The sequence below is a fragment of the Streptomyces sp. NPDC025618 genome, from assembly GCF_055558795.1.
In genome coordinates this window covers 325,827-350,030 of the sequence record NZ_JBVHLW010000001.1, presented here as the reverse complement: position 1 = coordinate 350,030, position 24,204 = coordinate 325,827, and the positions used below count along the sequence as shown (strand labels likewise).

The following is a 24,204-nucleotide window of genomic DNA, read 5'->3' as shown; positions in this document are numbered from 1 at the left end:
CGGTCACCAGCGGGGCGGTGGCGGGGCCGTCAACTGGTCGGCGAGGCGGGCGAGGCGGTCGCGGAAGCGGCGGCCGCGCCGCTCGGGCAGGCTGTTCTCCCCGGCGGCGGCGCTGACCAGGTGCTGCATGGTGTCGAGGTCGAGCTCGGTGGTGGTGGAGGACGGCGAGGGGGGCACGGTCAGCCGGTCGTGGGCGAGGGCGCACAGCTCGGAGTCCGTACCCTCGGAGGTGCCGTCCAGAGCCAGCACGGTCGCCCCGCCGCGGCGCACGTCGTGCACCCGCTCCAGCAGCTCCGCGCCGGGCCGCTCGGCCGTCACCACCAGCAGCGTCTCGCCCCGGCGGGCCGCCGCGAGCCGGCCGAGCCCGACCGACAGGTGCGCGGGGCCGCCCGGCGGGACCCGGTGCCGCACGAGGGTGGGCGACAGCTCGGGCAGGCCGGACCAGGCGGCCTCGTCGTCCAGGTGGGCGGCCAGATGCCAGGGCTCGTACTCCGCGGTGCCGACGAGGAGCAGGCCGCCGTGGTGGCGGGTGACCGAGTTCCGGAGCGTTCCCGCGAAGCGGCGGGTGGACTGGAGCCATTCCGTTCCGGCGAGGACTTCGCGCAGGAGCGCGACGCGTACGGCATCCATGCGGCCGGATTGTGCCGTGCCGGGGTGCCGTCCGGGATCGGGTTGCCCGGGGTCTCACCCGTACGGGCCGGGAAACGCCGGAGGCGATACCTCCGGGCCTGCGTGACAGGATCGCCCCATGACTACTTCTGACGACACGAAGAAGGCCCCCGCCAAGGACCCCTGGGACCTGCCCGACGTCTCCGGGCTCGTGGTCGGCGTGCTCGGCGGCACCGGTGACCAGGGGCGCGGGCTCGCCTACCGGCTGGCGAAGGCCGGGCAGCGGGTGATCATCGGGTCGCGGGCCGCCGAGCGCGCGCGGACCGCCGCCGAGGAGCTGGGCCTGGGCGTCGAGGGCGCGGACAACGCGGAGTGCGCGCGGCGCAGCGACATCGTGATCGTCGCCGTGCCGTGGGACGGGCACGCGAAGACCCTGGAGTCGCTGCGCGAGGAGCTCGCCGGGAAGCTGGTGATCGATTGCGTCAACCCGCTCGGCTTCGACAAGAAGGGCGCCTACGCGCTGAAGCCGGAGGAGGGCAGTGCCGCCGAGCAGGCCGCCGCCCTGCTGCCGGACTCGCGGGTGACCGCCGCCTTCCACCACCTGTCGGCGGTGCTGCTGTCCGACCCGTCGATCGCCGAGATCGACACCGATGTGATGGTCCTCGGTGAGGCGCGGGCCGATACGGATGTCGTGCAGGCGCTGGCCGCTCGCATTCCCGGCATGCGGGGGGTGTTCGCGGGGCGGCTGCGCAATGCGCATCAGGTGGAGTCGCTGGTCGCGAACCTTATTTCTGTGAACCGGCGGTACAAGGCGCATGCGGGGTTGCGGGTGACTGACGTTTAGGGGGTGCGGGTGGGGGTGCGGGTGCGGGTGGGGGCGCCTGCGGCGGGCCTTTCCCCAGCCCCGCCCCTTCCCGAAACTGGGGCTGTCGCCCCAGACCCCGCAACACGGCTTCGCCGCGTTGTCCTCAAACGCCGGACGGGCTGATTGTGCTGGCTACGGTCCGCACAATTCAGCCCGTCCGGCGTTTGAGGATGCGCCCGCAGGGCGCTCCCGCCGCAGGCGCAACGCGCCCCCGGCAACCGACCGAACCCCCGCCACCCGCCAAGCGCAGCGCCCCGTGGGGGACAATGGCCAGGATCGTACGCACATGCGCCCCCGGACAGGAGCCGTCCCCCATGCCCCGCCTCGCTCTCTACGCCATCGCCGTATGCGTCCTCGCGACGGTGGCGGCCGTCATCTCGTTCGTCCAGGGCAGCTGGCTCGGCGTCGTCTGGATCCTGCTGCTCGGCGTCTCGTCCAACATCGCCTGGTACTACGTGCGCAAGGCGAAGAACGACCGCGCCGCCGAGCAGGCCGCTAGCCGATGACGATGTCGGCCAGCCGCGGGATGTCGGGCGTGCCCTGCCAGAAGCGGAACAGCTGCCTTCCCCAGTAGGTGTCCCACTCCGTCACGCCCAGGTCGCGCAGCAGCGAGTTGATCGCGTCGAAGAAGGCGTGGTTCACCTCGGGGATCCACAGGAAGCCGAAGACCGCGAGCAGGCCGAACGGCGCGAACGGCTCGACCTGCCGCCGGATGCCGTGGGACAGCCAGGGCTCGATCACGCCGTAGCCGTCCAGGCCCGGCACCGGCAGGAAGTTCAGGATCGCCGCGGTGACCTGGAGCAGCACCATGAAGCCCAGGGCGTAGCGGAAGTGGTCCGGCACGCCGTCCATGGCGTCCAGCCAGAAGGGCGCGGCGACGACGGCCGCGAAGAGGGCGTTCGTCAGCGGGCCCGCCGCCGAGACCAGGCTCTGCTTCCAGCGGCTGCGGATGCGGTGCCGCTCGATGAAGACCGCGCCGCCGGGCAGGCCGATCCCGCCCATGATCACGAAGATCACCGGCAGCACGATGCTGAGCACGGCGTGCGTGTACTTCAGCGGGTCGAGGGTCAGATAGCCCTTCGCCCCCACCGAGATGTCACCGCCGAAGAGGGCCGAGCGCGCGTGCGCGTACTCGTGCAGGCAGAGCGAGACGATCCAGCCCGAGACGATGAAGAGGAAGACGGCGAAGCCGGGGCTCGCCGAGAAGTCGGTCCACACCGCCCATATGGAGACCGCCATGATGGCGACGAGGGCGAGGAAGACGGGGCTCACCCGCCGTTCGCCGCGGGCCGCTGTCGACATAGGTGTGCGCTCCTGAAGGTTTGGCCTGTGCTGCCGGGAATGCCCCGGGTGTACGAACGTACGGGGCGAACCGTACTTCCTCCCGCCGGATCGGCGTAACGCCTGCTGGAGGCGGTGAAAAAACCGGGTGGACGGGCCGGGAGAGAATGGGACCGTGCGTTACGGCATCCTCGGCACCACCCAGGCCCATTCCGACGACGGCCGCCCCACCGGCGTGGGCGGCCCTCGGCTGCGCGCGCTCCTCGCGGCGCTCGCCCTGCACCCGGGGCGCACCCGCACCGCGCAGGCGCTGATCGACGCCGTCTGGGACGGCGAGCCGCCCGCCGACGCGGCCGGGGCGCTCCAGGCACTCGTCGGCCGGCTGCGGCGCGCGCTCGGCCCGGACGCGGTGGCCTCCGTGGACGGCGGCTACCGCCTGTGCGCCGAGCCCGACGACGTCGACCTCCACCGCTTCCAGCGGCTCGCCGACGAGGGGACGACCGCGCTCGCCGCCGGTGCCCCCGAGCGGGCCGACGCCCTGCTCGGCGAGGCCCTCGCCCTCTGGCGCGGCCCCGTACTCGCCGACCTGCCCGGCCGCTCGGCCATGGCGGGCCGCTACGAGGCCCGCCACCTCGACGCCCGGCGCGGCCGCCTCGCCGCGGCGGTCGCCCTCGGGCACGCCGAGCGGGTCCTTCCCGAGCTCGCCGAGCTCTGCGCCGACCACCCCCTGGACGAGCCGCTGCACGCCCTCCGCCTCCGCGCCCTGCGCGCCGCGGGCCGCCCGGCGGAGGCTCTCGCGGCCTACGAGACGGTCCGCACCGCGATAGCCGACCGCCTGGGCGCGGACCCGGGCCCGGAACTGCGTGCCCTGCACGCGGAGCTTCTGTCGGGGACGGCACCCCAGGACGCGGGCCGGGCGCGGCTCGGCGCTTCCGCGCGGGGCGGTGCGTCGCTTCCGGGTGGTGCACCGCTTGAGGGCGGTGCTTCCGGGGCACATGCCGGTCCCGTGCCGGGCGGTGAGCCTTCGGCCTTCGGCGGCGGTGCCTCCGGGGCACACGCCGGTGCCGCGCTGGACGAGGCTCCCGCGCCAGGCAGTGCCTCCGGGGCGCACGCCGGTCCCGCGCCGGGTGGGGCTTCCGCGCCCGGCGGTGCCACAGGTGCGCCCGCCGCTCCCGCCCCGCCCGCCGGGCCGGTGCCGGCCGAAGCCGCCGCGCCGCTCGGCGAGCACCCGCCGTACGGCGTTCCCGCCCCGGCCGCCGCCATAGCCGCGCGCCCTCCGGCCGCGCCCGGCGCGGCCTCCGGTCCGTACGCCCCGCCCGCGCCGTACGGCGCGCCCCGGCACGGCAATCTCCGGGCCCGGCTCACCTCGTTCGTCGGGCGGGAGGGGGATCTGGAGCTCATACGCGGCGACCTCGGGCGGCACCGGCTGGTGACGCTGCTCGGGCCCGGCGGGGCCGGGAAGACGCGGCTGTCGCAGGAGGCCGCGGAGGCGGCCGCCGCCGGGAACGGCGGCTGGCCGGACGGCGTGTGGCTCGCCGAGCTCGCGCCCGTCGACGACCCCGGCACCGTGCCCGAGGCCGTGCTCACCGCGCTGGGCGCGCGCGAGACCGTCGTGCGCGGCACCACCGCCGAGGGCGTGCGGGCCGCCGAGGCCGCCGCGCTCGACCCGCTGGACCGGCTCGCCGAGCACTGCGCGCCGCGCCGCATGCTGCTGGTGCTCGACAACTGCGAGCACGTCGTCGACGCCGCCGCCCGCCTCGCCGAGACCCTCCTCGCGCGCTGCCCGGACGTCACCGTGCTCGCCACGAGCCGCGAACCCCTCGCCGTACCGGGCGAGTTGGTGCGCCCGGTGGAGCCGCTGCCCGACCCCGTCGCGCTGCGGCTGCTCGCCGACCGGGGCGCCGCCGCCAGCCCCGGCTTCCGCGTCGAGGACGACCCCGAGGCGTGCGCCGAGATCTGCCGACGGCTGGACGGCATGCCGCTGGCCATCGAACTGGCCGCCGCCCGGCTGCGGATGCTCACCCCCCGCGGGCTCGCCGACCGCCTGGACGACCGCTTCCGGCTGCTGACCTCGGGCAGCCGTACGGTCCTGCCCAGGCAGCAGACCCTGCGCGCGGTCGTCGACTGGTCCTGGGACCTCCTCGACACGCCCGAACGGGCCGTCCTGCGCAGGCTGTCCGTCTTCTCCGGCGGCTGCGACCTCGGCAAGGCCGAGGAGGTCTGCGGCTCGGACGAGGAGGCGGGCGGCGAGGGCGCCGTGCGGCCGCGGGACGTCGCCGCGCTGCTCGGCTCGCTGGTCGACAAGTCGCTGGTCGTCGCCGCGCCCGCCGCCGACGGCGACATGCGCTACCGCCTGCTGGAGACGGTGGGGGAGTACGCCGCCGAGCGGCTGGACGAGGCCGGGGAGCGTACGGCCGTCGAGCGCCGTCACCTGGTCGCCTACCGTGAGCTCGCGCGCACCGCCGACCCGCTCCTGCGCGGTCCCGCGCAGCGCGTCTGGCTGGACCGGCTGGAGCTCGAACACGACAATCTGCGCAGCGCGTTGCGCCGCTCCGTCGCCGCCCGGGACGAGCAGGAGGCGCTGTGCCTGGTGCTCTCCCTGGCCTGGTTCTGGCAGCTGCGGGACCACCGCGGTGACGCCCGCACTTGGTCGGAGGCGGCCGCCGCGCTGGGTCCGGACCCCTTCGCCGACCCCGTGGAACCGGCACCTCCGCTGTATGTGGGCTGCACCGACGCGCCCCCGCCGATGCCGCCGGAGCTGCTGACCGAGGCCCGGCGCCAGGTGCGGATGATCGCGCTCGCCAATGTCGAGAGCAACATGCTGGTGATCGGCTCGCCCGCGATGAAGCAGCGGATGCGCGGCGTGCTGGAGGCGTACGGCGAAGGGCGGCCGCAGAACTGCCGTGTGCCGGGCTTCATGTGGTTCTTCGCGATTCTGATGTCCGGCGACTTCGAGGGCGTGCAGGCGGCCGTGGACTCGGGCGTGGCGCGCTGCCGCGAGCTCGGCTACGACTGGGAACTCGCCCACGCTCTCCAGCTCCGCGCCAAGATCCTCAACGATCGCAAGGGCCGGCTGGCACAGGGCGCGCGGGACGCCGAGGAGGCCCTGGAGATCTTCCGCCGGATCGGGGACGGCTGGGGCGTGGCCGAGGCACTGGCGGGGCGCGGCGAGGCGTACGAGCGGCAGGGTGAGTTCGAGCTCGCGGCACAGGCGTACGGCGAGGCCGTCGAGCAAGTGCTGGAGCTCGGCGCGACGGGCGAGATGCCCGCGCTCCGCGCCCGGCTGGCCGAGGCGTTGCTGGAGACCGGAGCCATCGGCCCCGCGGAGGGGGAGGCCATGCTCCGGCAGGCGATCAGGGAGGCCGACAAGGCCAACCCGGAGGCGTCCGCCTTCGCCCGGGTGCAGCTCGCGAGCCGGATCGCCCGCGACGGCCGCACGGCGGAGGCCCGGGAGATCTTCGACGAGCTGATGGCCGACTTCACCAAGGGCTTCCTCGTGGTCTTCCAGAGCCTGATGCACGGTCAGCTCGGCTGGCTCGACATCATGGAGAAGAAGCCCGCCGACGGGCTGGAGCGGCTGCGGGCCGGGCTCGCGATGACCGAGGACGCGCTGGCGCAGCTCGTCCTGCCGCAACTGGCCTCGCTCCAGCTGAAGTACGCGGCGCTGGCCTACGCCGAACTGGGCGGCGCGGAGAACGCCGCCACCGCGGCCCGCCTGCTGGGTGCCTCCGAGGCGCTGCGGCCCGTCGACTACTGCCCGCCGTCCTCCGAGCGCGAGACGGTGCAGCGCGTGCGGGACCTGGCCCGCTCGGCGCTCGGTGTCCCGGCCTACGAGCGCGCGTACGCCGAGGGCGGCGGCCTCACCATGGAGGAGGCCACCGCTCTCGTATGACGCGACACCCGTGGCCCGCCCGGCCGTCAGGTCTTCCTGCGGAAGCGGGAGACGGCCAGCGGCGCGGTCACGGCCGTGATGGCCACGGACCAGGCGAGGACCATCCACACCGAGTGGGCCACCGGGCCGCCCCTGATGAGATGGCGCGCGGCGTCGGCGAGGTTGGACAGCGGGTTGTACTCCGTGAAGCCCTCCAGCCAGCCCGGCATGTTCGTGGTGGGCGCGAAGATGGAGCTGCCGAACTGGAGGGGCATCAGGACGAGCATGGCGATGCCCTGGACGGCCTGCGGCGTCTTCATGGTCAGGCCCAGCAGGATGAATATCCACATCAGGGAGGCGCCGAAGACGATCGACAGCGCCACCGCGGCCAGCAGGTGCAGGACCGAGGTGCTGACGGTCAGGCCCAGGGCGAAGCCCATGGCCAGCAGGATCGTCGTCGCGATGAGCATCCGGCCGACCTCGACGACGATCTTCGCGACGAGGACGGAGGACCGGGCTATCGGCATGGTGCGGAAGCGGTCCATCACCCCCTTCTTGAAGTCGTCGTTGATGCCCGTGCCGACGGCCATGGAGATGTTCATCCCCATCATCGCCATCAGGCCGGGGACCAGGTAGTTCAGATACTCCCGCTCATGGCCCTTGCCGCCGATGGAGCCGCCGAAGACATAGGTGAAGAGCAGGATGAAGATGATCGGCATGAGCACGGCGTCGAACATCGACTCCGGGTCCTGCTTGATCTGGAGCATGTTGCGGCGCGCGAGCGCGCCGATGTGGCGGAGGTTGGACCGGAGGCCGATCCGGCCCTCGCCGGCGGCCTTCCTCACCGGCGCGCCCGCCGTTGCCGTTGCGGTGCTCACGCGGCGACCTCCTGAAGTACCTCTGCGTCGTCGCCCTGTGCCACCGGGGCGGATGCCTTCTGGCCGGTGATGGCCAGGAACACCTCGTCGAGGCTGGGCAGATGGGTGCTGATGTCGGCGACGGCGAAACCACGCTCGCCCAACAGGCCGATCACCGCGGTCAGTTGCTCGTCGCTCAGCAGCGGGACGCTGACCGTGCCCGCCGCCTCGTCGGCGGTCGCGCCGGTGACGCCGTCCAGCCCGGCCTGGGCCAGCGCGCCCACCATGCGGGACAGCTCGCCGCGGTCGGCGGGCCGGATCACCAGGGTGCGGCCGCCGACCTTCGCCTTGAGGTCGTCGACGCGGCCGCCCGCGATCACCCGGCCGCGGTCGATGACCGTCAGCTCCTGCGCGAGCTGCTCGGCCTCCTCCATGTACTGCGTGGTGAGCAGGACGGTGGCGCCCTCGGCGACCATCCGCTGGACCTCCTCCCACACCTCGTTGCGGGTGCGGGGGTCGAGGCCGGTGGTCGGCTCGTCCAGATAGAGCACGGCCGGCTGTCCGATCATGGACGCGGCCAGGTCCAGCCGGCGGCGCATGCCGCCGGAATACTGCATGGCGGGCCGCTTGGCCGCCTCCGTGAGCGAGAAGCGCTCCAGCATGGCGTCGGCGCGGCGCCGGGCGTCCTTGCGGGAGAGGTCGAGCAGCCGCCCGATCATATAGAGGTTCTCGAAGCCGGAGAGCTTCTCGTCGACCGAGGCGTACTGACCGGTCAGCCCGATGACCCGGCGCAGCTGCCGGGGCTGGGTGAGTACGTCGTAGCCCGCGACGCGGGCGGTGCCCGCGTCGGGCCTGATGAGGGTGGACAGGGCGCGGACCAGAGTGGTCTTGCCCGCGCCGTTGGGGCCCAGCACGCCGAGGACGGTGCCCTCGCGTACGTCAAGGTCGACCCCGTCCAGGGCCTTGGTGGCACCGAAGTGCTTGACCAGGCCCCGGACTTCGACGGCGTTTCCGCCGCGGTTGTCTTTTCGCGTCATGGGGTAACCGTGACAGGCCCCACTGACAACGCGCCGACAGCCGGCCGACAGCGCGCCTACGCCATGCGCGACGGGTTAGTGGAAGGAGTGCTCCTCCGCGGGGTACGCGCCGCCCACCACGTCCGCGCCGAACGCGCGCGCCGCCTCGCCCAGCGTCTCGCGCAGCCGCGCGTACTGCTTCACGAAGCGCGGCACCCGGCCGGCCGTCATGCCGGCCATGTCCGTCCACACCAGCACCTGCGCGTCGCACTCCTGCCCGGCGCCGATGCCGACCGTCGGGATGTGCAGGGTGCGCGTGACCTCCGCGGCCAGCTCCGCCGGGACCAGCTCCAGGACGACCGAGAACGCGCCCGCGTCCTGGACGGCCTTGGCGTCGCGGAGCAGCTGCTGGGCCGCCTCCTCGCCGCGGCCCTGCACGGGATAGCCGCCGAAGGCGTTGACCGACTGCGGGGTCAGGCCGATGTGGGCCATGACCGGGATGCCGGCCTCGACGAGCAGCCGGATCTGCTCGGCGGACCGCTCGCCGCCCTCCAGCTTGATCGCGCCGACGCCCGCCTCCTTCACCAGCCGGGTGGCGTTGCGCAGCGCCTGGACGGGGCTCTCCTGGTACGACCCGAAGGGCAGGTCGGCGACGACGAGCGCGCGCCGGGTGCCGCGTACGACGGCGGCGGAGAGCACCGCGATCTCGTCCATCGTGACGGGCACGGTGGATTCGTAGCCGAGGTGACAGTTGCCCATGGAGTCGCCGACCAGCAGGACGGGGATGCCGGACTCGTCGAAGACGGAGGCGGTCAGCGCGTCGTAGGCGGTGAGCATGGGCCACTTCTCGCCGCGCGCCTTGGCGGCGGCGATGTCGCGGACGGTGATCCGCCGGGAGCTCTTCCCTCCGTACAGCGCCTTGGGATCGGCCGGGCTGCTGTCGGGGGTGTTCGGGACATGCGTCATGGCGGTGGCTCCTGTGATGTCGTCTCGAGGCGCCCTGACGGCGTCCCCGGATCACCTCCATGCTGACACGCCCCGGCCGGGCAGACCAGAGCGGTCCTTCGCAAAGACTTTCCAATACGAGACGGGTGCGTATCGAAAGGAACGTAGGCTGGTCCGCATGTCGACTGATATCCCGGCCCGCCGGGTTCCCGAGGCGGTCCACCGCAGACGGTGGGCGATCCTGACGGTGCTGCTGTTCAGCCTCCTGATCGTGGTGCTGGACAACTCGATCCTCAATGTGGCGATGAAGACCATCGCCTCCCCGGCCCCCGACGGCCTGGGCGCGACGCAGAGCCAGCTCGAGTGGGCGATCAACTCCTACACCCTGGTCTTCGCCGGAATACTCTTCACCGCGGGGCTGCTCGGTGACCGGCTCGGGCGCAAGAAGGTCCTGCTCTTCGGCATGGTGGTGTTCGGCATCGGCTCGGTGCTCTCCGCCTTCGCCGGCTCCTCCGGCGAGCTGATCGGCTTCCGTGCCGTGATGGGCTTCGGCGGCGCCTTCGTGATGCCCGCGACGCTGGCCATCATCATGAACGTCTTCGAGCGCGAGGAGCAGCCCAAGGTGATCGGCATCTGGGCCGGTGCCGTCGGGCTGGCCATCGCCATAGGGCCGATCACCGGCGGCATCCTGCTCGACCACTTCTGGTGGGGCTCGGTCTTCCTGGTGAACGTCCCGATCGTGATCGTCGGTCTGATCGCGATGGTGCTGCTCGTCCCCGACTCCAAGGACCCGCGGCCGGGCCGCCTCGACCCGGTCGGCGTGCTGCTGTCCGTCGTCGGCCTCGTCCTCCTCGTCTACGGGATCATCAAGGGTGGCCAGCTCGCCGACTTCACCCGGCCCGAGGTCTACGGCACGGTCGGCGGCGGCCTGCTGGTCCTGATCGCGTTCGTCCTGCACGAGCGGCGCAGTGACCACCCGGCCATCGACGTGCGGTACTTCCGCAACCCCGCCTTCTCCGCCGCGGTCTCCTCCATCTCGCTGGTCTTCTTCGCGCTGATGGGCACGACCTTCTTCATCGTCTTCTACACCCAGAGCGTGCGCGGCTACACCCCGCTCCAGAGCGGCCTGCTCCTGCTGCCGCTGGCCGCCGCCCAGATGTTCTTCGCGCCGCGCGCCCGGCTCGTCGTCGACAAGTTCGGCGCCAAGGCGGTGTGCACCACCGGCATGCTGCTGGTCGCCGCCACCACGGCGGGCTTCCTGCTGCTCGGCACCGACACCCCGATCTGGGTCCTGGAGGTGCTGTTCTTCCTCCAGGGCACGGGGATGGCGCACATCATGCCGCCCGCCACCGTCTCGATCATGCAGTCGCTGCCCCGCGAGAAGGCCGGTTCCGGCTCCGCCGTGAACAACACCTTCCGGCAGGTCGGCGGCGCGCTCGGGGTCGCGGTGCTGGGCTCCCTGCTCTCCACCACCTACCGCGACGGCATCTCCGGCGACCTCGACGCGGTCCCCGGCCTGTCCGACTCCGCGCGGCACGCCGCGGGCGAGTCCATCGAGGCCACCCTGGGCGTCGCCGAGAAGCTCGGCCCGCAGGGCAAGGCCCTCGTCGGCCCGGCCAACGACGCCTTCATCCACGCCATGCACGTCACCGTGCTGGGCTCCGCCGGCGTCGCCCTGCTCGGCGCGGCCGTCGTCGCGCTCTTCCTGCCGGGCCGCGGGGCCACCGCCGCGAGCGGGGCGGACACCCGGCCCGGCGCGGAGAAGGAGCAGGCGGGAGCGGGCACATGACCGGGCGGGCACCGGGCGGGACGACAGCGTCCGCCGCCGGGGCGGTCCCCGTCCCGGCGGCGGAGCCCGCCGAGCGGCGCGGCCGCCCGCGCAACGCCGCCGTCGACACCACCGTCGTCGAGACCGTCCTGCGCCTGCTGGAGGAGGGCGTCACCATGGGCGAGCTGTCCATGGAGCGGATCGCCCGCGAGGCGGGCGTCGGCAAGGCCAGCCTCTACCGGCGCTGGGCCGGCAAGGAGGAGCTGATGCTCGACGTCCTGCGCTCCATGGACGACGCCGTCCCCGAGCTCCCGGGCACCTCCGCCCGTGACGACCTTGTCGCCGTCCTGGAACTGCTGCGCAGGCGCGGCCTCGCCAAGCGCTCCTCCGCCGTCCTGCGCACGGTCATCAGCCAGGTCCAGGCCCACCCCAAGCTGTGGAGGGAGTACCACCAGACGGTCATCCTCGCCCGGCGCGCGATGGTCCACGCGGTGCTGCGCCGCGGCATGGCGACCGGCGAGCTCCGCTCCGACCTCGACATCCAGCTGCTCTCGGACCTCTTCGTCAGCCCGATGCTCTCCCGGGCCATGCTCCACGAGTGGGAGGACCTGCCGGAGGGGCTCGCCGAGGAGATCGTCGACGCCGTCATGGAGGGCGCGCGCCCCCGGCCGGAGGGCCCCGCCCACTGACCCGCCGGACCCGGCCGCCGCCCCGCGAGGACCCGCGGGGCGGCGGCCGCGCTCGAATATGCCCGTTGTGTCACAGCCCGCCCGCACGGCCCGCCCACCGGAACCCGGCCGGGCCGCGGACACGTCCTTGAGACCGACACCCCACCCCGGGGTGGAGGGAACGCCCCGGCACCGGTGATCACCTATCGTCGTGCGGGGGCCGCAGCGGATGATCAGTGAGGCAGTCGATGGCGCAGGCGTACATGCAGGAGACGGGTCGAGACGGGAACGGTCCGGAGCGGGCCGGCGCCCGGGCCCGGCGCCTCATGGACCAGTGGCGCGGCCCGGGCGTCTGGCGGCGCGGCCTGGTCGTCGCCGCCTTCGCGGTCCTCCTCGGGCTGCTGATGCTGCTGCACACCCACCTCCCCAATCGGGTGGGCAACCTCGGCAGCCTCACCGAGACCTTCCTGCCGTGGCTCGGCCTCGGCATACCGGTGCTGCTCGTCCTCGCCGTGCTGCGCCGCTCCGCCACCGCGCTGATCGCCCTGCTGCTGCCGGCGGTCGCCTGGGTCAACCTCTTCGGCGGGCTGCTCACCGACAAGTCCGGCAAGGGCGGCAACTTCACCGTCGCCACCCACAACGTCAACGCCGAGAACCCCGACCCGACCGGCACCGCCAAGGACGTCGCCGCCTCCGGCGCGGACGTGGTGGCGCTGGAGGAGCTCAAGGCGTCGGCCGTCCCGACGTACGAGAAGGCCCTCGCGAGCAGCTACCGGTACCACTCCGTCCAGGGCACCGTCGGCATCTGGAGCAAGTACCCGCTCGAACTCGTCCAGCCCGTCGACATCCGCATGGGCTGGACCCGCGCCCTGCGCGCCACGGTCAAGACGCCGCAGGGCCCCGTCGCCGTCTACGTCGCGCACATGCCGTCGGTGCGCGTGAAGTTCAACGCGGGCTTCACCGCCGGACAGCGGGACAACAGCGCCGAGGCGCTCGGCCAGGCCATCGCCAAGGAGCCGGAGAAGAAGGTCCTCCTCCTCGGCGATCTCAACGGCACCATGAACGACCGCTCGCTCGCCCCCATCACCTCGCAGCTGCGCTCCGCGCAGGGCGCCGCGGGCGACGGCTTCGGCTTCAGCTGGCCGGCGAGCTTCCCGATGGCGCGCATCGACCAGATCATGGTGCGCGGGATGGACCCCGTCTCCGCCTGGACCCTTCCCAGGACGGGCAGCGACCACCTGCCGGTGGCCGCGCGGATGAAGCTCTGACCGGGCCGTTCACCTGATCGTTCACAAAAGGGAACGACAGCGGGAACATCCGCCTGAGAGGCTTTGTTCTCCGGGGGAACTTTCCGTGGGCGGCAGGCCCACGTCCCCCGCGGGAACACACCCCCCCTCGAAAGGCTGTCCCCTCATGCCCCTGGCGCTGCTCGCCCTCGCGGTCTCCGCCTTCGGTATCGGCACGACCGAGTTCGTGATGATGGGGCTGCTGCCCAACGTCGCCGACGACCTGGGCACGTCCGTCCCCACCGCCGGCTACCTCGTCTCCGCCTACGCCCTCGGCGTCGTCATCGGCGCCCCGCTCCTCACCGCCCTCGGCTCCCGCGTCCCGCGCAAGCTCATGCTCGTGCTGCTCATGGGGCTCTTCACCATCGGGAACCTCGCCTCCGCGCTCGCCCCGTCCTTCGGGCTGCTCATCGCCGGACGCGTCCTCGCGGGCCTGCCGCACGGCGCCTTCTTCGGCGTCGGCGCGGTCGTCGCCGCCCGCCTGGTGCGTGAGGGCCGGCAGGCGCGGGCGGTCGCCACGATGTTCCTCGGCCTCACGGTCGCCAACATCGTCGGCGTCCCCACCGCCACCCTGCTCGGCCAGCACCTCGGCTGGCGCGCCACCTTCCTCGTGGTCGCGGCCATCGGGATCGTCGCCATGGCCGCGCTCGCCGCCCTCGTCCCGCGCATCCCGCGCGAGCGGAGCGAGGGCCTCGGCCAGGAGCTGCGCGCGCTGGGCGACCGGCAGGTGCTGCTCGGCCTGCTCACCGCCGTCTTCGGCTTCGCCGGGGTCTTCGCCGTCTACAGCTACCTCGCCTCGATGATGACCGAGGTCACCGGCTTCGCCGAGTCCTCCGTGACGATCGTGCTCGCCCTCTTCGGCATCGGCATGACCCTCGGCGCGCTGATCGCGGGGCCCCTGACCGACCGGGCGCTGCGCCCCACGCTGTACGGATCGCTGGCCGCGCTCGCCGCCGTCCTCGTGCTCTTCGACTTCACCGTCCATGTGAAGTGGGCGGCGCTCGTCACCGTGGTGATCCTCGGCGCGGTCGGCTTCATGACCACCACGCCGCTCCAGATGCTCGTCATGAACAAGGCGCGGCAGGCCCCCACCCTGGCCTCCGCCTCCAACCACTCGGCGTTCAACCTGGCCAACGCGGGTGGCGCCTGGCTCGGCGGCGTCGCCATCGCCGCCGGCTGGGGCTGGAGCTCCCCGACCCTGGTCGGCGCGGTCCTCGCGGTCGTGGGCCTGGCCGTCGCGGTCACCGCCGGTCTGCTGGACCGCGACCGCGCCGGCGCGGCGGGCGCGTCCCGGGTCGTCGCCTCCGGCGACCGGCCGGGCGACCGGGCCCCCGAGTCCGCGGGCGTCCCGCGCTGACAGCCCTTGGCCATGGGCGGCGGGCTGTCGGTGACGCGCGGCACACTGGGGGCATGTGCCGCAGTATCAAGACCCTCAGACCGCCGGTGACGCCCGAGGTGGGCGCCGAGGACATCCACGCGGCGGCCTTGCAGTACGTACGGAAGGTGTCCGGCTTCCGGGCACCCGCCGCCCACAACCAGGCGGTCTTCGAGCACGCCGTGGACGCCGTCGCGCTGGCGACCAAGGCGCTGCTCGACGGCCTGGAGATACGGGGCGGCCCGGGCGCCGGGCGCCGCCCCGCCACGGGGTGAGCCGGCCCGGGCGGCAAGCGGGATCGGAAGAGGCGAGAGAGGGAAGGGGAGTGGTCCCGGCAGGCCATGACACAGCCGACGCTCACCGAAGGCCAAGTATCAGCGATCCGCCAGTTCTGTGTGCAGGGCGGCATCCACCTGGAGATGTCGTCCGGGGTGCCGGTCGTCGTCCCGGTGCGCAGTGGATTCCCGACCTGTCCGGAGTGCGGCCGGCTGCCGTCGTCCGTGATGCTGGAACCGGGCACGCTCACGGGCGGCCGGATCACCTATGAAGGATGCGGGCACGTCTTCAAGATCCCACGGGGAGCGCAGACATGAGCGATGACGAGCGGCAGCCACAGCAGCCGTGTCAGCACTGTGAGGGCAAGGGACTCATCGCGCAGCCGGACGGTTCGGTCGTGGTCTGTCCGGAGGCCAATGGTCCGGGGCATTACTGAGAGCCGTGTCCGCTCGCTTCCGGGTGCGGCTCCGTAGCGCCTGCGGCGGGCGGCCTCGATCGCCGGCCGGGCTTGAAGTGGCCGAGGTGGGTTCACCACCGGCCCGTCCGGCGATCGCGGAGGCGCGCACCGCGCTCAGGACGTCTCGCGCCAGCGGTTGGTGATCGGCAGGCGGCGGTCCTTGCCGAAGCCCTTCGCGGAGATCTTCGTGCCCGGCGGGTACTGCCGGCGCTTGTACTCCGCGGTGTCGACCATCCGCAGCACCCGCGCGACCAGCTCCGCGTCGAAGCCCGCCGCCACGATCTCCGCCCGGCCCTGGTCCCGGTCGACGTACCGCTCCAGGATCCGGTCCAGCACCTCGTAGTCCGGCAGCGAGTCGGTGTCCACCTGGCCCGGCCGCAGCTCGGCGCTCGGCGGCTTGGTGATGGAGTTCTCCGGGATCGGCGGGGTCTCGCCGCGCTCCTCGGCCGCCCGGTTGCGCCAGGTGGCGAGCCGGAAGACCCAGGTCTTGTAGACGTCCTTGATCGGCCCGTACGCGCCGACCGAGTCGCCGTAGAGCGTGGAGTAACCGCAGGCCAGCTCCGACTTGTTGCCCGGCGCGAGCACGATGTGCCCCTCCTGGTTGGAGATCGCCATCAGCATCGTGCCGCGCAGCCGCGACTGGAGGTTCTCCTCCGCGAGGCCGGTGAGCCCCAGCGCTCCCATGTACGCGTCGAACATCGGCGCGATCGGCACGGTCCGCAGCCGCAGGCCGGTGCGCCGGGCGAGCTCCTCGGCGTCGGCGAGGGAGTGCTCGGAGGAGTAGCGGGACGGCATGGCCACGCCGTGCACGTTCTCCGCGCCGAGCGCGTCGCACGCGATGGCGGCGACCAGCGCCGAGTCGATGCCGCCGGAGAGCCCGATCACCACGCTGCGGAAGTTGTTCTTGGTGACGTACGCGCGCAGGCCGATGACCAGCGCCTCGTACACCTCCTCGGCGTCACCGAGCCGCTCCGCGACCGTGCCCGCCGCCTTCGCCTCGTACGGCGGGAGCGGGTCGGCGGTCAGCACGACGTGGTCGATGCGCAGGCCGTCGTCCACCACCCCGGAGGGCGCCTCGGCCGCGGCGGCCGGCAGGTCGAGGTCGATCACCACGCAGCGCTCCTCGAACTGCCGGGCGCGCGTGAGCACTTGGCCGTCGCGGTCGACGACGATGGTGTCCCCGTCGAAGACCAGCTCGTCCTGGCCGCCGGTCATCGCGAGGTACGCCGTCGTGCAGCCCGCCTCCTGGGCGCGCTTGCGGACGAGCTCCAGCCGTGTGTCGTCCTTCTCGCGCTCGTACGGCGAGGCGTTGACCGACAGCAGCAGCCCGGCGCCGGCGGCGCGGGCGGCGGGCACCCGGCCGCCCTCCTGCCACAGGTCCTCGCAGATCGCGAGCGCGACGTCGATGCCGCGCACCCGCACCACCGGCATGGTGTCGCCGGGCACGAAGTAGCGGAACTCGTCGAAGACGCCGTAGTTGGGCAGGTGGTGCTTGGCGAAGGAGAGTGCCACCTCGCCCCGGTGCAGCACGGCCGCGGCGTTGCGCGGCGCGCCCGCCGGGCGGCCCAGCCGGGGCTGCGTCCGCGTGCTGCGGTCGAGATAGCCGACGACGACCGGCAGTTCGCCCAGGCCCTCGGCGGCGAGCCGGGCGGCGAGCGAGCGCAGCGCCTCCCGGCCGGCCTCGACGAAGGAGGAGCGCAGCGCGAGGTCCTCCACGGGGTAGCCCGTCAGCGCCATCTCGGGGAAGGCGGCCAAGTGGGCGCCCTGCTCGGCGGAGTGCCGGACCCAGCGGACGATCGACTCGGCGTTCCCGGCGAGATCACCGACGCAGGAATCGATCTGATTCAGAGCGAGACGAAGTTGAGGCACGGCGCCCAGTCTAATCGTCTGTCTGACGCGATGTAGGGGAGCCGGTGCCGGGCCGCCGCCGTGGCGGGCGCATGTGATCTTGTGACAAGCTTCGGCGCGTCGCCCCTGGCATATGCCATGGGCATGTCTTGTTTCGAAGTTCTTCCTAGGAGACCGCGTTGAGCACGCAGGGCTACCCTCCGGCCATGCCCCCGCAGAACCCGTACGGTGGTGCGGGCTATCCGCAGCAGGCGCCGATGGGCTACCCGGCCCCGGGGCCCGCCGCCTACGGCCTGTCGATGAAGCGCCGCAACCCCTTCGCCGCCTGGCTGGGCCTGCCGCTGATCACTCTCGGCATCTACGGCATCGTCTGGCACTACAAGGTCAACAAGGAGATGGCGCAGTTCGACAGCCGGCGGCACATCAACCCCGCCATGTCGGTGCTCGCCATCACGCTGGGCATCTTCCTGATCATTCCGCCGTACGTGTCGATCTTCAACACGGGCCGGCGCATCGCCGAGGCGCAGCGCGCCGCGGGCCTGTCGCCCTCGTGCAGCGGCGGACTGGGCCTGTTCCTCGCGTTCTTCGGCTTCCACGCGCTCTATTACCAGATCGAGCTGAACAAGGTCGTCGACCACTACGGCCGGCCCGAGCCCGGCACCCAGGTGCCGCTGGCCGTCTGAGCCATGCCGTATGACAGCCCGCGGGGCCCGTGCCGAACCGGCGCGGGCCCCGCGGCCGTCGGTCAGCGCCGGTAGCCGAGGACCGTCATCATCCCGGACTCCGCGTGGTAGACGTTGTGGCAGTGGAGCATCCACAGCCCCGGGTTGTCGGCGTCGAAGTCGACCTCGAGGCGCTGTCCCGGGCGGACGATCGCGGTGTCCTTGCGCGGCCCGCCGCCGGGCAGCGCGAAGGTGTGGCCGTGCAGGTGCATCGGGTGCCACATCGTCGTCCTGTTCACGAAGGCGAGCCGGACCCGCTCGCCCGCCGCCACCGGACAGCGCTGATCGGGCGCGTACTTCCGGTTGTTGACCGCCCAGTCGTACTTCGCCATCGAGCCCGTGAGGTCGAGCTCGATCGTGCGGTCCGGCCGGCGGCCTGGGAGCCGCACGCTCCGGTCCGCCTTCAGCCGGTCGGCCGTCAGCAGGGTGCCGTCCAGTTCCCGCGGCCGGGCGGCCGCCTCGGGCGCCGGGCCGCCGCCCGTGCGCAGCACCGCCAGCGCGGCGGCGTTCTTGCCCTCGGCCAGCGCCGTCAGCGGGAACACCCCGTCCCCGGCCTCGACCAGCACGTCGTACCGCTCGCCCATGCCCAGCAGCAGCGCGTCCGTCTCCGCGTGCTCGACGGGGAAGCCGTCCGTGTGCGTCACCGTCATCCGGTGGCCGCCGAGCGCCACCCGGAAGGCCGTGTCGCCGCCCGCGTTGACGAAGCGGACGCGGACGCGGTCGCCGGGCTTCGCGGTGAAGGTCTCCGGGGCGTCGGGCGTCCGTCCGTTGACGAGGTAGTGCGGGTACGCGACGTCGCCCGCGTCCCCGCCGAGGAGCGGGCTGGTCGCGCCCATCATCATCCGGGGCGGCCCGGAGGGAGCCGGGGAGGATTGCCCGGCGCCCCTCGCCATGCCGGACATCTTCCCCATGCCGTGCCCGCCGTGGTCCATGCCCTCCATGCCGCCCATGCCCCGGCTCAGTTCGGCCAGCACCCCGTCGGGCGTGCTGCCGTCCACGCCGTCGACCCAGTCGTCCAGGACGACCACCCACTCCTTGTCGTAGGAGAGCGGCTCCTTGGGGTCCTCCACGATCAGCGGGGCGTAGAGCCCCCGGTCCTGCTGGACGCCCGAGTGCGGGTGGACCCAGTAGGTGCCGGGGTGCGTGACGGTGAAGCGGTAGGCGTACGAGGCTCCTGGCCCCACCGCGCGCTGGGTGAGGCCGGGGACGCCGTCCATGTCGTTGCGGAGCGCGAGCCCGTGCCAGTGCAGGGAGGTGGCCTCGGGCAGGTGGTTGGCGAGGGTCAGCGCGAGCGTGTCGCCCGCGGTGACCCGGATCTCCCTGCCGGGCAGCCGGTCGCCGTACGCCCAGGAGTCGACCATACGGCCGCCCAGGTCGAGCCGGGCGCGGGTGGCCGTCAGCTCCATCTCGCGTACGGGGCCGGTGCCGCGCTTCGCCTCGGCGGCGGCGACCTCCTCGCCGTCCGGGGCGAGATAGCCGGCGGAGGGCGCGGCCGGGGCCGGACGGCCGTCCCGGCTCCCGGAACAGGCGGCGAGCAGTCCGCTTCCGGCAGCGGCGAGTCCCGCGCCGAGCACGGCGCGGCGGGTGGGGGAAGACATGGGGAAGAGCACCTCGTGGTGTCGGGTCCTGTGAAAGAGGCAGCGGCGCGTGCCGCCGCGCACGGGGGCGCGGCGGCACCCGCTGCTACACGCGCAGGACCGACAGCCGGGCGAGGGCCTTGTGCCGTGGTGGCGGCGGGATGGGCCGGAGGACGAGGAGCAGCCGCGCGCGGAGCGCGGGCAGGGCCGTAGCGGCGCGGCGCAGCGCGGCCGCCCCGAGGAGGAGGACGAGCGCGAGGAGGGCGGAGCCGAGCACGGCGAGGCAGACGGACATGGGGTCCATGCCGTGGCTCTCGCCGTGGACGGAAGGGGCCTGCGGGGGAGCGGCGTGGTGGATTTCCGCCCGCATCGAGTGCGAGCCGGCCGCCGGGCCGCCGTGCTCCGCCGGGTGCCCCAGCGCGTGCATGGTCACGATGCCCAGCAGCAGCGCGGTGAACAGCAGCAGCCGACCGCACCGGGCGGCGGCCCCGCGCTGTCCTGCCATCGCCTGTCCCCCGAACTCCTGACGCACCTCCGCGGCACCTTACCCCCTCGGGGTATGCCTTCTCCAGGTGTCGCAGATGGGATCATTGGGGCGTACACGATCGACGCCCGCCGAAGGACGCTCCACCTCACATGACCAGCACGGACCAGGTGAGGGACGACCGTCCCCTCGCCACGGGCGCCACCACCCCGGGCGCCACCCAGACGCAGTTCATCTCGTGGGTGACCCTCGCGATGATGACCACGGCGTCGGTCGCCAACCTGCGGCCCTCGCCGTCCATGGCGATCTACGGCCTCGCCGCCGTCTTCCTCTACGTCGTACCCGCCGTGGTCTTCCTGCTGCCGACCGCGCTGGTCTCCGCCGAGCTCGCCTCCGGCTGGACCGGCGGCGTCTACCGCTGGGTGAGCGAGGGGCTCTCCAAGCCGCTCGGCTTCCTGGCCGTCTGGTGCCAGTTCGCGATGACCATCGCCTACTACCCGAGCCTGCTCGCCTATGTGGCGAGCACGTTCGCGTACGTCATCGACCCCCGGCTCGCCGGCAACGGGCTCTACGTCGCCCTGGTCATCGTCGTCGTCTACTGGTCGGGCGTGCTGATCTCCTCGCGCGGCACGAAGGCGGTCGCCGGGCTGGCCGGCGCGGGCCTGGTGATCGGGACGCTGATCCCGGGCGTGGTGCTCGTCGTGCTCGGCCTGGTCTTCCTCGGCCAGGGCAACGCCCCCGCCGCGCCCATGGACAGCGGCCACTTCCTGCCGCCGTGGACCGGGCTCGCCAGCCTCGTCCTGATCGTGAACAACTTCCTGTCCTACGCGGGCATGGAGATGAACGGCGTGCACGTCGCCTCGCTGCGCGAGCCCGGCAGGCAGTTCCCGCGCTCGGTCTTCGCCGCCACCGGACTCGTCCTGCTGATCTTCATCCTCCCGGCGCTCGCGATCAGCTGGGTGATGCCGGGCGAGGACCTCAGCCTGACCGCGGGCGTGATGCAGGCGTTCCAGGGCTTCTTCGACCACTTCCACGTGGGCTGGCTGACCAAGGTCGTCGGGGTGCTGCTCGTCGTGGCCGCGCTCGGCGGCATGCTCGCCTGGCTGGCGGGCCCCTCCAAGGGCCTGCTGATGGTCGCCCGGCAGGAGGGCTATCTGCCGCCCGTCCTGCAGAAGCTCAACAAGCACGGCGTGCAGCGGAACATCATGGTCGCGCAGGGCGTGCTCACCACCCTCATCGCGCTGCTCTACGCCTTCATCCCCGATGTCTCCAGCGCCTACTGGATCTTCTCGGTGATCACCACCCAGATCTATCTGGTCGTCTATCTGCTGATGTTCGCCGCCGTGGTCCGGCTGCGGACCACCCAGCCGGACCGGCCGCGCGGCTTCCGCGTCCCGGCCGTGCGGCTGGTGGCGGGCGTCGGCTTCGCGGCCTCGCTCGCGGCCATGTGCATCGGCTTCGTCCCGCCGGACCAGTTCGGCGGCGGCCCGCTGTGGCGCTACCTCCTCACCGTGGGCGGCGGCCTGCTGGTCCTCGGCTTCCTCGCGCCGCTCGCCCTGCTGAAGCTCCGCAAGCCGCACTGGGTGGCGCCGGAACACCGCGCGCGGCCGGCCGGGGAGTAGCCGCCCCGCTACCACGGAATTCCCCGGCGAGGGGGCCGTGGCGCGGGCTGCCGCCGCGCGCCGGTACGGTCGTCCTCGTCGCGCTCCGCGCGGTGTGGACGGACGGTCACAAGGGGGACAGTGTGGACGGTATGGAGCGGCCACCAGGGCACATGCTGCGGGTCGGCGGGGTGCCGCTGCACGTCGTGTGCGAGGGCTCCGGGCCCGTGTGCGTGCTGAGCGCGGGACTCGGCATGGGCTGGTTCGACTGGGACCCCGTCGTGCCGCTGCTCACCGGGCACCGCACCGTCGTCCGCTTCGACCGGCCCGGCCTCGGCTTCAGCGCGCCGCCCCTCGAACCGCCCACCGCCGCCGGGGAGGCCGCGCGGATAGCGGGCGTCCTCGACGCCCTGGGGCTCGGCGGACCGGCCACGGTCGTGGGCCACTCGCTCGCCGGCTTCCACGCCGAGGCGTTCGCCCGGCTGCACCCGCTGCGCACGGCCGGGATCGTGCTGGTCGACAGCAGCGTGGAGGACGAGCGCGGGGCCGCGCCCGCCCGTGAGCTGCGCACCACCGCCGCGCACGCCCGGGGACTGGTCCTCGCCGCCGCCGGGCTGCCCCGCGCGCTCGGCCCCTCCCTGCGCAAGCTCACCGTCCGGGCCTCCTCCGTCACCCGCCAGGACCCGGCCCCCGCCGAGCTGGTGCGCCGCACCTACGGGACCGGCCGGGTGCTGCGCGCCCTGCTGATGGAGAACGCCCGCTACCGCGACGTCGCCGCCGAGCTCCACGAGCTGCGGGACCGGCACCCGATGCCGCCCGTGCCGGTGACCGTCCTCGCGGCCTCCCCGGGCACCGGGTCCGCCGTGGAGCGCCGCTGGCTGGAGCGCCAGCGCGCCCTCGCGACCCGCCTCGACGGCCGCTTCGAGGCGGTGGCACCCGCCGGTCACCTGCTGATGTACGACCGCCCGCAGGCGATCGCGGCGGCCGTGCTGGCCATGCCGATGGTCCCCGGCGGCACCTGACGTTTCCCCTGTCCGCCCCCGGCCGTTACACGGACGGGGGCGGACAGGCAGTATGGAAAGCGATGCTCTTCCAGGGGCCCGTGGCCATGGACGGTACCCCCGCACGAGCGGAGACGTTCAGACGCGCGTACGCAACGCACCCGAAATCGTGTGGTGGGATGCTCATGTGCCCCCGATGTGCCCCGCGGCTTGGGAAGGGGCGGCCTGACCGAGGATAGGTGGATTATGGATAAGCAGCAGGAGTTCGTGCTCCGTACGCTCGAAGAGCGCGACATCCGGTTCGTACGGCTGTGGTTCACCGATGTGCTGGGCTATCTGAAGTCCGTGGCCGTCGCCCCGGCGGAGCTGGAGCAGGCCTTCGACGAGGGCATCGGCTTCGACGGCTCGGCGATCGAGGGATTCGCCCGTGTGTACGAGTCGGACATGATCGCCAAGCCCGACCCCGGCACCTTCCAGATCCTCCCCTGGCGTGCCGAGGCCCCCGGCACGGCCCGGATGTTCTGCGACATCCTGATGCCCGACGGCTCCCCGTCCTACGCCGACCCGCGCTACGTCCTCAAGCGCATCCTCGCCAAGACCTCCGACCTCGGCTTCACCTTCTACACCCACCCCGAGATCGAGTTCTTCCTGCTCAAGGACAAGCCCGTCGACGGCTCCCGCCCGGTGCCCGCCGACAACTCCGGCTATTTCGACCACACCCCGCAGAACGTGGGCATGGACTTCCGCCGCCAGGCCATCACCATGCTCGAATCCATGGGCATCTCGGTCGAGTTCAGCCACCACGAGGGCGCCCCCGGCCAGCAGGAGATCGACCTGCGCTACGCCGACGCGCTCTCCACCGCCGACAACGTCATGACCTTCCGGCTCGTGATGAAGCAGGTGGCGCTGGAGCAGGGCGTGCAGGCCACCTTCATGCCCAAGCCGTTCTCGGAGTACCCCGGCTCCGGGATGCACACCCACCTCTCCCTCTTCGAGGGCGACCGCAACGCCTTCTACGAGTCGGGCGCCGAGTACCAGCTCTCCAAGGTCGGCCGCTCCTTCATCGCCGGACTGCTCCGGCACGCCGCCGAGACCTCCGCCGTCACCAACCAGTGGGTCAACTCCTACAAGCGGATCTGGGGCGGCTCCAAGCGCACGGCGGGCGCGGGCGGCGAGGCCCCCTCGTACATCTGCTGGGGCCACAACAACCGCTCCGCGCTCATCCGCGTGCCGATGTACAAGCCCGGCAAGACCGGCTCCACCCGCGTCGAGGTCCGCTCCATCGACTCCGGCGCCAACCCCTATCTCACCTACGCCGTCCTGCTGGCCGCCGGCCTCAAGGGCATCGAGGAGGGCTACGAACTGCCCGCCGGCGCCGACGACGACGTCTGGGCGCTCTCCGACGCGGAGCGCCGGGCCATGGGCATCGAGCCGCTGCCGCAGAACCTCGGTGAGGCCATCGAGTTGATGGAGCGCAGCGAGCTGGTCGCCGAGACGCTCGGCGAGCACGTCTTCGACTTCTTCCTGCGCAACAAGAAGCAGGAGTGGGAGGAGTACCGTTCGGAAGTGACCGCGTTCGAACTCCGCAAGATGCTTCCGGTTCTCTGACGTCAGCGGCCGCGGGGGGGGGGGGGAGGGGGGGGGGGGGGGGGGGGGGGGGGGGGGGGGGGGGGGGGGGGGGGGGGGGGAGGTGGGGA

21 protein-coding genes are annotated in these 24,204 nt (G+C 72.8%); 13 read left to right on the top strand and 8 right to left on the bottom strand.

The features are described 5' to 3' along the window. Positions 1–3: 3 nt before the first annotated feature. Positions 4–630 (bottom strand): hypothetical protein, encoded by a 627-nt coding sequence (locus ACZ4A5_RS01540; RefSeq protein ID WP_467576984.1) that lies wholly within the window; start codon positions 628–630, stop codon positions 4–6. Between the two features lie 118 nt (positions 631–748). On the opposite strand from ACZ4A5_RS01540, the gene npdG reads away from it, so the two are divergent. Both npdG and ACZ4A5_RS01530 read left to right on the top strand, forming a co-directional pair. Beyond that, positions 749–1,453: an NADPH-dependent F420 reductase gene (npdG, locus tag ACZ4A5_RS01535; protein WP_398867371.1), complete on the top strand. Its 705-nt coding sequence runs from the start codon at positions 749–751 to the stop codon at positions 1,451–1,453. A gap of 335 nt (positions 1,454–1,788) precedes the next feature. Then, entirely contained in the window at positions 1,789–1,980 is a 192-nt protein-coding gene (locus tag ACZ4A5_RS01530; RefSeq protein WP_467576981.1) for a hypothetical protein, read from the top strand. Here the strand turns inward: ACZ4A5_RS01530 and ACZ4A5_RS01525 are convergent. After that, positions 1,970–2,776, bottom strand: coding sequence for a site-2 protease family protein (locus ACZ4A5_RS01525; protein WP_467576978.1), 807 nt, complete (start codon positions 2,774–2,776; stop codon positions 1,970–1,972). The two genes, ACZ4A5_RS01530 and ACZ4A5_RS01525, sit on opposite strands and share 11 nt — an antisense overlap. A 154-nt stretch (positions 2,777–2,930) precedes the next feature. Between ACZ4A5_RS01525 and ACZ4A5_RS01520 the strand changes: the two genes are divergently transcribed. After that, positions 2,931–6,647: an AfsR/SARP family transcriptional regulator gene (locus ACZ4A5_RS01520; RefSeq protein ID WP_467576975.1), complete on the top strand. Its 3,717-nt coding sequence runs from the start codon at positions 2,931–2,933 to the stop codon at positions 6,645–6,647. A gap of 26 nt (positions 6,648–6,673) precedes the next feature. Here ACZ4A5_RS01520 and ACZ4A5_RS01515 read toward each other — a convergent pair whose 3' ends face one another. The 3 genes from ACZ4A5_RS01515 to panB all read right to left on the bottom strand — a co-directional run bounded on the left by ACZ4A5_RS01515 (position 6,674) and on the right by panB (position 9,465). Next, entirely contained in the window at positions 6,674–7,504 is an 831-nt protein-coding gene (locus tag ACZ4A5_RS01515) for an ABC transporter permease (protein WP_467576972.1), read from the bottom strand. Continuing rightward, positions 7,501–8,520, bottom strand: coding sequence for an ATP-binding cassette domain-containing protein (locus ACZ4A5_RS01510; RefSeq protein WP_467576968.1), 1,020 nt, complete (start codon positions 8,518–8,520; stop codon positions 7,501–7,503). Before ACZ4A5_RS01510 ends, ACZ4A5_RS01515 begins: the two co-directional genes overlap by 4 nt. Positions 8,521–8,595: 75 nt before the next feature. Continuing rightward, entirely contained in the window at positions 8,596–9,465 is an 870-nt protein-coding gene (panB, locus tag ACZ4A5_RS01505; RefSeq protein ID WP_467576966.1) for a 3-methyl-2-oxobutanoate hydroxymethyltransferase, read from the bottom strand. Between the two features lie 157 nt (positions 9,466–9,622). On the opposite strand from panB, the gene ACZ4A5_RS01500 reads away from it, so the two are divergent. The 6 genes from ACZ4A5_RS01500 to ACZ4A5_RS01475 all read left to right on the top strand — a co-directional run bounded on the left by ACZ4A5_RS01500 (position 9,623) and on the right by ACZ4A5_RS01475 (position 15,134). Then, positions 9,623–11,233 (top strand): MFS transporter, encoded by a 1,611-nt coding sequence (locus tag ACZ4A5_RS01500; protein WP_467576963.1) that lies wholly within the window; start codon positions 9,623–9,625, stop codon positions 11,231–11,233. Continuing rightward, positions 11,230–11,901 (top strand): TetR/AcrR family transcriptional regulator, encoded by a 672-nt coding sequence (locus ACZ4A5_RS01495; RefSeq protein WP_467576960.1) that lies wholly within the window; start codon positions 11,230–11,232, stop codon positions 11,899–11,901. The genes ACZ4A5_RS01500 and ACZ4A5_RS01495 overlap by 4 nt, the downstream gene beginning before the upstream one ends. A 305-nt stretch (positions 11,902–12,206) precedes the next feature. Next, positions 12,207–13,148, top strand: a complete 942-nt coding sequence (locus ACZ4A5_RS01490; protein ID WP_467577254.1) for an endonuclease/exonuclease/phosphatase family protein — start codon at positions 12,207–12,209, stop codon at positions 13,146–13,148. Between the two features lie 145 nt (positions 13,149–13,293). Next, the gene (locus tag ACZ4A5_RS01485) at positions 13,294–14,523 is read left to right on the top strand and encodes an MFS transporter (RefSeq protein WP_467576957.1); all 1,230 of its coding nucleotides are present in this window, start codon (positions 13,294–13,296) and stop codon (positions 14,521–14,523) included. Positions 14,524–14,576: 53 nt separating this feature from the next. Continuing rightward, positions 14,577–14,816, top strand: coding sequence for a DUF2277 domain-containing protein (locus ACZ4A5_RS01480; protein WP_467576954.1), 240 nt, complete (start codon positions 14,577–14,579; stop codon positions 14,814–14,816). 66 nt (positions 14,817–14,882) lie between these two features. Beyond that, positions 14,883–15,134, top strand: a complete 252-nt coding sequence (locus ACZ4A5_RS01475) for a hypothetical protein (protein WP_398867360.1) — start codon at positions 14,883–14,885, stop codon at positions 15,132–15,134. 254 nt (positions 15,135–15,388) lie between these two features. Here the strand turns inward: ACZ4A5_RS01475 and ACZ4A5_RS01470 are convergent, their stop codons facing one another. Beyond that, positions 15,389–17,143, bottom strand: coding sequence for an NAD+ synthase (locus ACZ4A5_RS01470; protein ID WP_467576951.1), 1,755 nt, complete (start codon positions 17,141–17,143; stop codon positions 15,389–15,391). A 185-nt stretch (positions 17,144–17,328) separates the two neighbouring features. Here ACZ4A5_RS01470 and ACZ4A5_RS01465 point away from each other — a divergent pair, with 185 nt between their 5' ends. Continuing rightward, on the top strand, positions 17,329–17,805 hold the full coding sequence (locus ACZ4A5_RS01465) for a DUF4234 domain-containing protein (protein WP_467576948.1): 477 nt from the start codon (positions 17,329–17,331) through the stop codon (positions 17,803–17,805). 62 nt (positions 17,806–17,867) lie between these two features. Here the strand turns inward: ACZ4A5_RS01465 and ACZ4A5_RS01460 are convergent, their stop codons facing one another. Further along, positions 17,868–19,442, bottom strand: a complete 1,575-nt coding sequence (locus ACZ4A5_RS01460) for a multicopper oxidase family protein (RefSeq protein WP_467576945.1) — start codon at positions 19,440–19,442, stop codon at positions 17,868–17,870. A gap of 85 nt (positions 19,443–19,527) precedes the next feature. After that, complete coding sequence (locus ACZ4A5_RS01455) at positions 19,528–19,926, bottom strand: hypothetical protein (protein ID WP_467576942.1); 399 nt, start codon at positions 19,924–19,926, stop codon at positions 19,528–19,530. A 131-nt stretch (positions 19,927–20,057) separates the two neighbouring features. Here ACZ4A5_RS01455 and ACZ4A5_RS01450 point away from each other — a divergent pair, with 131 nt between their 5' ends. From ACZ4A5_RS01450 to glnA, 3 genes are all read left to right on the top strand, one after another. After that, complete coding sequence (locus ACZ4A5_RS01450) at positions 20,058–21,527, top strand: APC family permease (RefSeq protein ID WP_467576939.1); 1,470 nt, start codon at positions 20,058–20,060, stop codon at positions 21,525–21,527. 131 nt (positions 21,528–21,658) lie between these two features. After that, entirely contained in the window at positions 21,659–22,528 is an 870-nt protein-coding gene (locus ACZ4A5_RS01445; protein ID WP_467576936.1) for an alpha/beta fold hydrolase, read from the top strand. A 225-nt stretch (positions 22,529–22,753) separates the two neighbouring features. Further along, entirely contained in the window at positions 22,754–24,115 is a 1,362-nt protein-coding gene (gene glnA / locus ACZ4A5_RS01440; protein WP_361521573.1) for a type I glutamate--ammonia ligase, read from the top strand. Positions 24,116–24,204 lie beyond the last annotated feature (89 nt).